An 11500-nucleotide genomic window follows, 5' to 3' on the forward strand; every position below is an offset into this window, starting at 1 on the left:
CAACGGAGCCGCAAGGCGGTCGCCCGACGCGCGGGCCGATCTTCGCACCCGCCGTCGTTCAGCGGCGGCGCAGCCCCGCCAGCAGGGCGATGCCGAGGCCTGCCAGCATCAGCATCCAGGTTTCGGGTTCCGGTATCGGCAGCGGTGCAATGCCGTAGGTGCCCACCGTAAAGCCGTTCCAGTTTTCGTTTGTCAGGCTGGTCCAGGTAATCGAACTGACGGCGCCAGTGAAGCGGATGACGCCATGCGGCTCGCCGGTGCCGTTCAGCTGGAACTGGCCGCCGCCGAGTTCGACGCGGGTCAGCGTGCCGTTGCCCCAGTAACCCGGACCGAAACCGACCACCTCGAAATCCTGGTCGAAACGGTAGCCGTTGCCGTTCAGGCTGACCACGGCGAAGAAAAGGTCCTGCACCGGCACCGAGAAGGTCAGTGTTTTCGATGTGGCCCGCGACAGCGCGATGATGTCCGTCGTGTCAGGTGCGTTGTCGACCAGTGCGCTGATGTAGGGCGACGAGGGGTTCCAGTAGTTGCCGCCGCCAGCGGTCTGGATGAATTCAATTTCACCGACGTAATCGACATCGACCGTCGATTCGCCGATGTTCAGCAGGCCGCTCGCCGAACCGCTGGCGCCGGCGGTGCCGCTGGTCCAGTCCACCCAGCTGACCGGCGCGGCACTCGATGGCGCGACGATCAATGCCTGCGACAGCAGGCAGAGCACGACGAGCGTACGGCGGACGAACATTGCGAATCTCCTGAAAGTCTGACCTCCTCCCTGTGGGCGGAGCATTTTTGGTTATCGGAACGCAAAAAGCATACCCGGCGGCCAAGTACATGATTTTACGTTGCTTGTGTTGATTGCCTTGAGATCGATGTAAGGCCACTCGACAAGGAAAATTACGACTTTGGTATTAGGACTCCCGCGCCGAAGCGGGCCGATGTCCGGCAGGCCGCAGCCGGTCACGCCACCGATTGCTTCGGCGCGCCCGCCAGAACAACCTGGTTGCGGCCGCGCCGCTTGGCCTCGTAAAGCGCCGCATCGGCCCGGCGCACCAGCGCGTCCGGAGTGTCGTCCTCGCCTGGCACGATGACGGCCACGCCGATGCTTGCCGTCAGCACGGCGAAGGGTGAGCGTTGGTGCGGCTGCGCGCGAGCACGCAGCGCCTCACAGACCGACAGCGCTGTGGCGAGTGCGTGCGCCTCATTGACGCCCGGACTGATGAAGGCGAATTCCTCGCCACCATAGCGGGCAACCAGATCGGTCGAACGTCGCACATGCAGTCCGATCACTTCAGCCACCTGACGAAGGCAATCGTCGCCGGCCTGATGGCCGTAGTGGTCGTTGTAGTCCTTGAACAGGTCGACATCGAGCATGCACAGCGCCAGTGGCTCTCCGTTGCGCCGCGCCCGCGCCCATTCCAGCGCCAGCGTGGTGTCGAAGCAGCGCCGGTTGGCCACGCCGGTCAGGCTGTCGGTGGCGCTCAGTTCGGCCAGCCGGCGGTTCGACGCTTCCAGGGCCCGGGTGCGCTCGTTCACCTTGTCTTCCAGTTCATGCGCGAGCGCGCGCTGCTCGCCCAGCATAATGACCAGCCCCATGCCGATGATGCTCAGCGTCAGGATGTACTCCTGCGCGCGCAGGATCATTTCGTGCGGTGTCGCGTCGCCGAACGGGCGGAATCCGGTGGTCTGCGACCACGCAGCGGTCAGCGCGATCATGGCCACAGTCAGCGCCGTGAGCCGGCGGCCGCAACGTGCGGCGATGTAGAGCACCGGCAGCAGCAGCAGGTGAGGCGTCAGCGCCAGCCGGGTATCAGGGTCGGCCGCGTGCTCCTGCAGGAAAATAGTGCCGGCCAGCAGCCCGGTGAACGCGAAGACCGCCGTGTCGCGCCAGCCCAGTAACGGCGGGTCGCGCTCGGGTTGCAGCAGTGCGAGCAGCAGTGGCGTCCAGATCAGCAGGCCCAATGCGTCGCCGAACCACCACAGCAGCACCAGCGTCGAGTAATTCGCGCTCACATTCTCACGCGTGAACAAGAGCACTGCGCTGGCCAGCAGCGCACAGCCAAGCGCGCCGAGCAGCGGCCCGGCGAGCAGGAAGCGGCCGAAGTCGCCGATGCGCTCGAGCCCGGGCGAAGCACCGAGCCGGCGCATCAGCAGATAGGTGACCGTGACTTCGGCCAGATTGCACAGGCTCAGCAGCACGGCCTGCAGCGGCGGGAATACCGGCAGGTTGGCCAGCACATCGGAACCCAGCGCGAGCAGCGCGAGCGTGATCGCACGCTCGCCGCAGTAGTGCAGCAGCGCAGCGAGCAGCACCGCGTTCGGCAGCCACATGACCACCTCGTTCTCGGGCGACAGCGCGGTCGAGAACGTCAGCTTGACGCTGGCAAAGTGCAGCAGCGGCAACAGCAGAAAGATCCGCCAGTCGGGGCGGCTGCGCAGTGCATCCAGGGTGTTCGGCACGTCGGGTCCGGGTGAATCACGGCGGATGGGCGCGCCAGCATGCCGGATCAACCGGGCGGATTCGCGCGCCGCGACAAAAAGTTACCGTGAATAGTTGGCGCCGCGATGCGATCTGGCCACCGGCATGGCCGGCGTTCAAAGTCCAAATGGGCGGACCGACACGGAAATCGATACGCCATCGCACCTCGCGATTTCCGGAAGCGTGCAGGGAAAGGCGTGTTTTTTCGCGCGCATACGTCCGCGGCGTGGCGCATGATGGTGCCGAGGAGGACGTCACCGTTTCAGGCACCTTTGTCCGGCTGGCGTCGCGCAGTCTGCTGCATCCACGTACGTCGTTTGTGTGTAGTCAAGCGTTGAGGCATCCACCAACCCGGATGGTTCGCCCTCTTGGGCGGTCCTTCCGGGGCGTGATCGTCGACCGCCTGGAGACCGATGTGAGCCGAGCCGCAACGCCCGCCCTGTCAGCTGCGCTTGCCGCACCCACCGCCGTCGGTGGCAGCGCTGGTGCGCTGCCTGGAGCCACTCACGCGTTCGATCTGCTGGCAGACATCGCACGCGAACTGCGGCCGGGTGTCATCTTTCCGATCTGCTTCGATGCGCTGCTGCGCGTGCGCCAGACGCTGCGCACACCGGACGCGACGCTGCAGCAGCTGGCCGGCGCGGTACGCGTCGATCCGCTGCTGTGCGCACGGGTACTGCGTCGCGCCAACCGGCTGCGGCCGGCAGTGCCGGTGACCGGCGTGCGTGATGCGATCGCACAACTGGGCGGCGAGCGCAGCCGGCACATCGCGAGCACGTTGTCAGGCTGTCAGATCGGTTGTGCGCGTCAGCTGACCCACGTCGATGCGCTGTCGCGCCGTCTGTGGTTGCACACGCTGCGCACCGCAGCATCGGCGTACGTGATGGCGCAGCGCCTGACATCGCTTGATCCTGATGAGGCGATGACCGCGGCGCTGCTGCACGACATCGGCGCCTTCTACCTGCTGGATCGGCTGGCCCGTCAGCCTCGGGTCGCTGAGGATCCGGGTGGCGTGGAGGCGCTCATTCTGGAATGGCATGAAACGATCGGAGAGGCACTGCTGCAATCGCTCGGCCTGCCGGCGGTTCTGATCGATGCGATGCGCGACCACGAACAGCCGCGCACTGCGCCCGTTTCATTGCACACCGTCGCCGACGTGGTGTTTCTCGCCAACGTGCTGGCCGGCGGCGCAACCGAGTTATACGGCGACCCGGTGTGTCACGTGAGCCAGCGCCCCGAGCCGGTACGCGAGCGCTACGCCGAGCTGCTGCCGGACATCGAACGCGAATTCGCTGCGCTGTGCGGTGCGATGGCAGACAAGGCGTCGACCGATGGACGCGTGTCTTGATCGTCGGCGCACACGGGCGTCGCCTCGACGATTGCGGTTTCTCGCCGGAGCGACTGTGGGTGAGCCGGCCTGTGGGAGCGGCGATCCACTGCCGGCCCTGCATGGCCGGCCGGCTCTGCGGGCGGCGAGCAGTGCTCGCCGAAACCCCCGCTCCGCCCTCGCCGCGATACGCACTCTGCACAACGATGGTCGCGGCACGATCGCGGCGGGGCCGCCGCTCCCACAGGCCGCCGCTCCTACAGGAACAGCTCCCACGAACGCGGCTCACTCAGGCAGTGGGCCGTCCGCCTGAACGAGGCATATCTCGATGCCGTGACCTGCCGCGAAAGTCGGCAGCCAGGCATCCACGACGCCGCATTGCGCCAGTTCGGTCAGTGGCGCCTGCGGAATGGCGCACGACTTCACCAGCAGTGCGCGCGGCAGGCCAAGTCGATGCGTCAGCCATGCGGCGAGACTGTCGGAGGTGACGCGCCAGTCGCGCGGCAGGTCAAGCAGCGTGTCGAGTTCGCGCGCGGGCATCCACACCGGGGTGCGGCCGGCAGCGCACAGATCGGTCATCCGCGCAATCTCGTCGGTGGCGACGAAACCGGGGCGGGTTCCGGCGAGCATCAGCGCGTACTGGTCCATCGAGCGCAACGCCATGCGGTGTGCAACTTCATCCGGAAAGCCCCAGCGGGCCTGGCTCTCCCGTACCGCATCGGCAAACGGGCCGCCACCGGCCACGACGATGCTGCGCCCGGCGCCCGCACCCGTCAGCCAGTCGCACCAGCGCTGAAGCCGACCGTCCGTAGGGTCACTCAGCAGGCTGCCGCCGAGCTTGATGACAAGCGGCGCGTTCATGGCGAGTCAGCCATGGTCGCCACTTCCAAAGAGCTGTACGCGTCTGGGGCGTGCGGCTTCGGACTTGAGCCGTAGGCGTGACGAGTGTCGCTGTGGACTGTGGGAGCGGCGGCCCCGCCGCGATTCGAACGCTGCAACGCGACCAGCGCGGTGCAATCGCGGCGGGGCCGCCGCTCCCACAGGGGCTGCTCCGCCTCGAATGGCGCCAATGCGGCATGGCCGGAAGCCTTCATCGCGCAGTCTCCGCCAGCAGCGCCGTGGCGACGGCAGGGGCGCAGGTGGTGGCGTCATCAAGGCAGGTCGGTGCGCAGTCGGTCAGCAGGCTGGCGAGCGTGACCGCGCGGCGATCGAGCGCGTCGGCAAGGCGGGCGGCGATCATGCAGCCGGCGCCGGCGCACACCACCGGTGCGTCAGCGGGCAGGTTGGCGATGCCCGGCAGGGCGCGGCTGGCGTCGACCAGTGTCGCGAGCTGGGCGTCGGCGAAGGTGGCGGCCAATGTGCGCCAGTCGTCCATCGATCCTTCGTCGACATCGCGACCGATCATGCGGGCGAGGCGTCGGGCGCTGGCCTGCGGCGTCTTGGCGCCGCCGTCGGCCGCCGGATACTGGTCGGCGTATTCCGGCAACTCGCCGAGCAGGCGCCAGATGTCGGCGGTGGTCGCAAAGTGTTCGGCCATCACGCGGTGCCGCCGGCCGCGGAAATCGACGGCCGGGGCCAGCGCCATCAGCGGCGTGCGGACCAGGCCGGCATACACCAGCTCGCCGCTGATGAGCCGGTCGGCGTCGCTGCGGCTGGCGCTGGCCACCCCGCGGTCGATCACGATGAGGTCGCTCGTGGTGCTGCCGATGTCGGCCAGCAGCGCCTGCGGGCAGCGGCTCGCGACCCAGGCGGCAGTCGCCAGCCAGTTGGCCGACGCGATGTCGTCGGCGTGCGCGGCGGCGGCTGACGGTGCAACCCAGCCGCTGCGCCCCGCATACAAGTGCAGTTCGCCCGGAAGTGCTGCGGTCAGCCGCTCGACGATGGCCACCACCCCGGCCGCGCGCGAATCGAACAGGTCCACCATTTCACCGGTCATCGTGACGGCGTGGTGGCGGGTGTCGCCGAGTGCTGCACGCGCCTGCGCAACGGCTGCATCCAGCTTGTCCAGTCCCTGCCACAGCGGGCAGGCGACCTGCACGACGCCGGTGACGCGGCCGCGCTCGACGCGCGCTGCCTTCACGTGCGCGCCGCCGATGTCCCAGCCGGTGATGGTGCAGTCAGACGACATCGGCGGCCTGCGTGAGATCGATGCGCTGCGGCTGCGCGACGCCGGCCGCACGCCACAACGGGCCGCCGTCTGCCACGGCCAGTGTGGCGGCGAGCAGGTTGCAGCCCAGCGCGTCATGCAGCGCGCAGGCCGAAGTGCTCAGACGCGGGTTCAGTTCGACCACGACCGGGCCGTCGGCGGTGTGCAGCACGTCGACGCCGACGTGACCGAGCAGACCAGGCAGGGCGGCGGCGATGCGCCCTGCCAACGCCCTGTATGTCTCGTCGATCGGCACCTCACCGACCGCCAATGCGGCGAGCGACACCCGTTCGCCGTCGAGCGCCAGCTGCTGGCGGTTGATCGACAGCAGCACCGCTTCGCCGCGCCCGCACAGCAGATTCAGGCTGCGCGCCTCGCCCGCCATCCAGGGCTGCGCCACGAAGCCCGGGTGCAGTGCCTGCGCGGCCCGATGCACGGTATCGAAAACCCGCAGGCCATCGCAGCCGGCGCCGTCATCCGGCTTGACGACCCAGCGACCGGGCAGCGCCGGCAAGGTCGCGGCATCGGTGAAATGCGGCAGCACGTTGATGCCGGCCCCGGCAAGACAGGTCGCAGTCATCGACTTGGATGCGCCGATGCGACAGGCGTCGGCGTCGCAGCCAAGCAGCGTCTTGCCGGCGCCCGTGACCCGGGACGTCAGTGCGGCGAGCACGCCGCCGGTTTCAGGCGCGACGACGAGCACCGCGTCGGCCGCGTCGAGCGCGCGGTCGAAACACGCTGCAAAACCGGCATCGAAGGCGTCGTCGTCGGTGACCACAATCAGGTGTGCCGGGAAGCCGGGCGGCGGCAGCCTGGCGTCATGCAGCAGGATGATCTCGATATCGGGCAGCGCCGCCGCATCGCGCAGCAGGGCATCGTGCATCAGCTGGCCTTCGCGCAGCAGCGAGGGCGGCAAATGGCGCTGGCCGGCCAGTCCGCCGCCGGTGATAAACTCGAATACGAAAATTCGACGCTTCATATAAGGATTCGTGGTGCCTCAAATCATTCCCGTCATCGATCTGATGAACGGCCAGGTCGTGCATGCGCGCCGCGGCGACCGGCAAGCTTACCAGCCGCTGCAGTCATCACTGGTCGATGGCTGCGACCCGCACGAGGTGGCACAGGCGCTGATCGAGGCGACCGGTGCGCGCCAGATCTATGTGGCCGACATCGATGCGATTCGCGCGCCGGGCGCTGGAAAGGCGAACGGCAAGGGCGACCGCAAGGATGGTGGCGAGGGCGCTGCCAGGGCTGACCACACGACGCTGATCGCCGAACTGGCGGCGCGACACCCCGATGTAGAGTGGTGGGTCGATGGCGGCTATGTCGATGCCACGCCTGCGCTGGCGCTGCATCGTGCGGCCGGCGTGACGCCGGTGTTCGGCACCGAGTCGATGCGCAGCTATGGCGCGCTGCGCAAGTTCCGCAACGCGCGCATCGACACCGTGCTGTCGCTCGATTACCGGCGTGGTGTTCCGCTCGGCCCGGACTGGTCCTACGACCCGGTCGAGTGGCCGGCGCGGGTGCTCGCGATGGAACTGGGGCGTGTCGGGGCCGATGACGGCCCCGCGCTGCAGCTGATCCGCACGCTGCAGTCGATGCGTTCGGACGTGGACGTCATCGCCGCCGGCGGTGTGCGCAACCGCGAGGACCTGCGCGCGCTTGACGGCATCGGCGTCACGGCGGTGCTGGTCGCGAGCGCGCTGCACGACGGGCGGCTGTAGATCTCACTTTCATCACCAGCTGAGCGGATTGACCCGGTAGTAGCGGCTCAGCTCGTCGAACACGTCGGGAAAGCTTGCGGCCAGATGCTGCGGCCGCTCGAAGAAGGCTTCCGACGCCACCGCAAAAAACTCGGCCGGGCTGCTTGCGCCATACGGATCGAGTGCCGGTGCAGACTCGCCCTGCAACTGGCGGCGTAACCGGTCGTAGGCGGCGTCGAACACGCGCGTCCAGCGCTCGACGCGTTGGCGGCCGACCAGCGGTGGGGCGCCATTGGCGTCGCCGTTCTCCTGATCCAGCTGATGCGCGAATTCGTGGATGACGACGTTGTGGCCGTCGGACGCATCGGCGGCGCCGCGCAAGACGTCGTCCCACGACAGGACGACATGCCCGCGCGCCGATGACTCGCCCAGATGGACCGCATGCCCTTCATGCACGACGCCGGCGGCGTCGGTGGTCAGGCGCCGAACGGAGAAAGCCGACGGGTAGATCAGGATTTCACGCAGTTCCGGGAAGTAGCCGCTGCGCCGGTTCAGCAGCAGCAGGCAGGCCTGGGCGGCGATGGTCACCCGCATGTCGTCGGTCACCTCCAGTCCGTCGCAGCCGACAAAGGTCTTTTCGGCGACGAACACCTGGATGTGCTTCTTGAGCTGGATTTGCAGGTCGGCCGGCAGCAGCCGGACCTGCGGCACGCGCTGGCGCAGGGTGGCCCGCCAGTCCGGCGGGAACGGCCGGCTGCGCAGCCAGCGGCGGCGCGATTCGATGCGCAGCGGTTCGGCGAGCAGCCAGACCGCCGGGATCAGCGTCAGCAGGATGAAGAGGAGCAGCGGCACGTCTGGCCAATCTCGCCGGTTGGGGTTCGAAGAAGCTGGGGTCGCGCCGCCGTCATTTCAACGCCGCCGTTTCAGGCGCGTGGCGCGTCGCCGAGCGCCGCTGCGCCGAGAAAGTCCATCTTGCCGACCTCGACGCCGAGGTGGCGCAGGATGGCGTAGGTGGTCGTGGCGTGGAAATACAGATTGGGCAGCACGAAATCGAGCAGATAGCGCAAGCCCTTGAAATGCGCATCGTGTCCGGCCAGCCGGAACGTGATGTCGCGCTCCTCGCTGCCGTCGATCTGCGCCGCGCCGAAGCCCTGCACGAAGTCGATGGCCTTGGCGATGCGGGCCTGCAGTTCGGCGAAGGTCGCTTCGTTGTCCTCCCAGCGCGGCACCTCGGCACCGGCCAGACGCGCCGCGCCGCCCTTGGCGATGTCGGTCGCGATCTGCACCTGGCGCGGCAGCGCGAACATGTCGGGTGAAAGCCGCGCGTGGATGAACACCGATTCATCGATCTTGCGTGCGGCCGCATGCGCCGCGGCCTTGTCGAGCACGGCAGACATGTTCTGGAGCACCCGCACGAATACGGGTATCGAGGTTTCATACATGGAAATCGTCATCATCACTCCAGGGGGAAGGGGCAAGGGGCAAGGGGAAGGGGCAAGGGGAAGGGGCAAGGGGCAAGGGGCAAGGGGCAAGGGGCAAGGGGGCTGGCTTTGGTTTTGCTCCCCGTACATTGCCCCTTGCGCCTGCCTCACCAGGGCAGCGTTTCGCCGACGTGCGTGAAGGTGCCGGTCGGGCCATCGGCGGGCAGGGTCGCCAGCAGCACGCTGGTGCGGCCGCCTTCCGACACTTCGATCGGCGCGTTCTCGCCGCCCATGTCGGTCTTCACCCAGCCCGGGTGGGCCGAATTGACCTTGATCGGCGTTGCGCGCAGTTCGTCGGCCAGGTGAACGGTGAAGGCGTTCAGCGCAGTTTTCGAGGCGTTGTAGGCGAAGGCCTTGGCCGCGGCGATCGGCGACTTCGGATCGCTCTGCAGCGTGAGTGAGCCGAGGATGCTCGACAGGTTGACGATGCGGCCTTCCGGCGACAGGCGGATCAGCGGCAGCAGCAGCTGGGTCAGCTCGACCACGGCGAAGAAATTGACGTCGAAGGTTTCGCGCAGCACGGCCGGCGTCACGCTGCTGGCGTTCGGCGCGAACAGGTCTTCCAGCGCGACGCCGGCGTTGTTGACCAGGATGTCGAGCTGGCCGTAGTGGTGCGCGAGGTGGTCATAGGCGTTCTCGTAGGTGGCCGGCTTCTTCGCGTCGAACGCGATCGCGCTGGCGGTGATGCCATCGGCGCGCAATGCGGCGATGGCTTCTTCGGCGCGTTCGGCATTGCGAACACCGAGCACCACTTCGATGCCGAGCTGGCCCAGGCCGCGTGCGGTTTCCAGGCCCAGGCCGCGGTTGGCGCCGGTGATGAAGGCGACTTTACGGGTAACGGTCATGATGGATCTCCTCAATGATGTCGGGCATGCAGGGGCTGAACCGGCCCTGCGTCGGATGTATTGATGGCTTCGGCCGGGTCGTCCCAGCCGCCGCCGAGCGCACGGATGAGACCGACGGCGGCACGTGCGCGTTCGCCTTCGAGCTGCGACGCGACCCGCCGCTGCAGCAGCACGCTGCGGTCGGCGTCGATCACGTCGAGAAAGCTGACCGAACCTTCGCGGTACTGGATCTGCGACAGCCGTGCCGCGCGCGTCGCCGCGCGGACCGCTTCGTCCTGGGCGCGCGTCTGATCCGTCAGTATGCGCAGTCCGGCCAGATTGTCCTCAACTTCCCGGAAGGCATTCAGCACGGTCTGCCGATAGTTGGCGACATCTTCCTCCCAGGCGGCGCGGGCGCGCTCCAGTCCGGCGTCGCGCGCACCGCCGTCGAAGATGGGCAGCGTGAGCGCGGTGCCGACCAGCGGACCGAGCAGGAAGCTGCGGCTCGACCACTGGAACAGATTGCCCAGTTCGGACGATTCGTAACCGAGCGCGCCGGTCAGGTTGAGGCGCGGGAACCACGCCGTCTGCGCCACGCCTACCCGGGCATTCGCTGCTGCCATCGCGCGCTCGGCGGCGGCGATGTCGGGCCTGCGTTCCAGCAGCGTCGATGGCAGTCCGGGCGGCACGTTGACGCTGACCTGCTCCAGCGGGCTCGGTGGCAGGCTGAAATCGGCCGGCGCGCGGCCGAGCAGCAGCGCCAGCGCATGTTCGGCATTGGCGCGGCGGCGGGCGACGCCGAACGATTCCGACTGCGCCGACGCCAGTTCGGTCTTCGCGCGTGCCAGATCGAGTTCGCTGATGTCACCCTCGTCGAAGCGTCGCTGCACCAGACGCAGTGCATCGGTGCGCAACTGCACGGTGCCGGCGTACAGCGCCTGTTCGGCATCCAGTTCGCGCAGCAGGAAATAGCCCTGGGCGACGTCGGCCTGCAGCGCGAGCTGCACCGAGCGGAACAGCGCCTCGCGCTGCTGTGCCGTGGCCGACGCAGCATCGACGCCGGCGGCTACGCGGCCGAACAGGTCGACCTCGTAGCCCACCGTCGCCTGGGCGCGCCACAGCGTCAGCGCGTTGGCGTCGCCGTCATCCTGCTGGCCGCGCGACGCTGGGGAGGCGCGCTGGCGGGTCGGGCCGAAGCCCGCGCTCACCTGCGGCGCGCGCAGCGAGCGGGCGTCCTTGAGCAGCGCCCGAGACTGCGCCAGCCGGGCGGCGGCGGCCTTCAGGTCCTGATTCGCGTCCAGCGCCTGCTTTTCGAGCGCGTTCAGCGTGGCGTCGCCGAACACCGTCCACCACTCGCCGCGGGCAATCTGTTCGGACGGCTGCGCCGGTTTCCAGTCGGCGTTGTCCACCGGCGCTTCCTTGAACGCGGCCGGTGTGTCGACCGTCGGGCGCTCGTAGGGCTGCACCACCGAGCAGCCGGCGAGCACCAGCAGGCTGGCCAGCAGCAACGCCGGCGCGCGGGGTCGGGGAATGAAGTTCATGC

The 11500-nt window shown here is 68.2% G+C and carries 11 protein-coding genes; 2 read left to right on the top strand and 9 right to left on the bottom strand.

Going from position 1 to position 11500, the window contains the following annotated elements:
- Nucleotides 1-58: 58 nt before the first annotated feature.
- Both BSY238_RS16725 and BSY238_RS16730 read right to left on the bottom strand, forming a co-directional pair.
- On the bottom strand, nt 59-742 hold the full coding sequence (locus BSY238_RS16725; RefSeq protein WP_069040151.1) for a PEP-CTERM sorting domain-containing protein: 684 nt from the start codon (nt 740-742) through the stop codon (nt 59-61).
- Between the two features lie 215 nt (nt 743-957).
- The gene (locus BSY238_RS16730; RefSeq protein ID WP_223300188.1) at nt 958-2457 is read right to left on the bottom strand and encodes a GGDEF domain-containing protein; all 1500 of its coding nucleotides are present in this window, start codon (nt 2455-2457) and stop codon (nt 958-960) included.
- A gap of 434 nt (nt 2458-2891) precedes the next feature.
- Between BSY238_RS16730 and BSY238_RS16735 the strand changes: the two genes are divergently transcribed.
- On the top strand, nt 2892-3824 hold the full coding sequence (locus tag BSY238_RS16735) for an HDOD domain-containing protein (protein WP_223300189.1): 933 nt from the start codon (nt 2892-2894) through the stop codon (nt 3822-3824).
- A gap of 264 nt (nt 3825-4088) precedes the next feature.
- Here BSY238_RS16735 and BSY238_RS16740 read toward each other — a convergent pair whose 3' ends face one another.
- From BSY238_RS16740 to BSY238_RS16750, 3 genes are all read right to left on the bottom strand, one after another.
- Nucleotides 4089-4664, bottom strand: a complete 576-nt coding sequence (locus tag BSY238_RS16740) for an amino acid kinase family protein (protein WP_069040152.1) — start codon at nt 4662-4664, stop codon at nt 4089-4091.
- Nucleotides 4665-4893: 229 nt separating this feature from the next.
- Nucleotides 4894-5931, bottom strand: coding sequence for a hydantoinase/oxoprolinase family protein (locus BSY238_RS16745; RefSeq protein ID WP_069040153.1), 1038 nt, complete (start codon nt 5929-5931; stop codon nt 4894-4896).
- Entirely contained in the window at nt 5921-6928 is a 1008-nt protein-coding gene (locus BSY238_RS16750; protein ID WP_069040154.1) for an ATP-grasp domain-containing protein, read from the bottom strand. The genes BSY238_RS16745 and BSY238_RS16750 overlap by 11 nt, the downstream gene beginning before the upstream one ends.
- Before the next feature lie 13 nt (nt 6929-6941).
- On the opposite strand from BSY238_RS16750, the gene BSY238_RS16755 reads away from it, so the two are divergent.
- Complete coding sequence (locus BSY238_RS16755; RefSeq protein ID WP_069040762.1) at nt 6942-7673, top strand: HisA/HisF-related TIM barrel protein; 732 nt, start codon at nt 6942-6944, stop codon at nt 7671-7673.
- A gap of 12 nt (nt 7674-7685) precedes the next feature.
- On the opposite strand, the gene BSY238_RS16760 is transcribed toward BSY238_RS16755, so the two are convergent.
- The 4 genes from BSY238_RS16760 to BSY238_RS16775 all read right to left on the bottom strand — a co-directional run bounded on the left by BSY238_RS16760 (nt 7686) and on the right by BSY238_RS16775 (nt 11498).
- On the bottom strand, nt 7686-8504 hold the full coding sequence (locus BSY238_RS16760; protein WP_069040155.1) for a zinc-dependent peptidase: 819 nt from the start codon (nt 8502-8504) through the stop codon (nt 7686-7688).
- A 71-nt stretch (nt 8505-8575) separates the two neighbouring features.
- Nucleotides 8576-9106 (bottom strand): DUF1993 domain-containing protein, encoded by a 531-nt coding sequence (locus BSY238_RS16765; protein ID WP_069040763.1) that lies wholly within the window; start codon nt 9104-9106, stop codon nt 8576-8578.
- A 134-nt stretch (nt 9107-9240) separates the two neighbouring features.
- Nucleotides 9241-9978 carry an SDR family oxidoreductase gene (locus tag BSY238_RS16770; protein WP_069040156.1) on the bottom strand — a complete coding sequence of 246 codons (738 nt, stop codon included), beginning with the start codon at nt 9976-9978 and terminating at the stop codon, nt 9241-9243.
- An 11-nt stretch (nt 9979-9989) separates the two neighbouring features.
- Entirely contained in the window at nt 9990-11498 is a 1509-nt protein-coding gene (locus BSY238_RS16775; RefSeq protein WP_069040157.1) for an efflux transporter outer membrane subunit, read from the bottom strand.
- Between the last annotated feature and the right edge of the window lie 2 nt (nt 11499-11500).

It is taken from the genome of Methyloversatilis sp. RAC08, assembly GCF_001713355.1.
Classification (GTDB): Bacteria; Pseudomonadota; Gammaproteobacteria; order Burkholderiales; family Rhodocyclaceae; genus Methyloversatilis.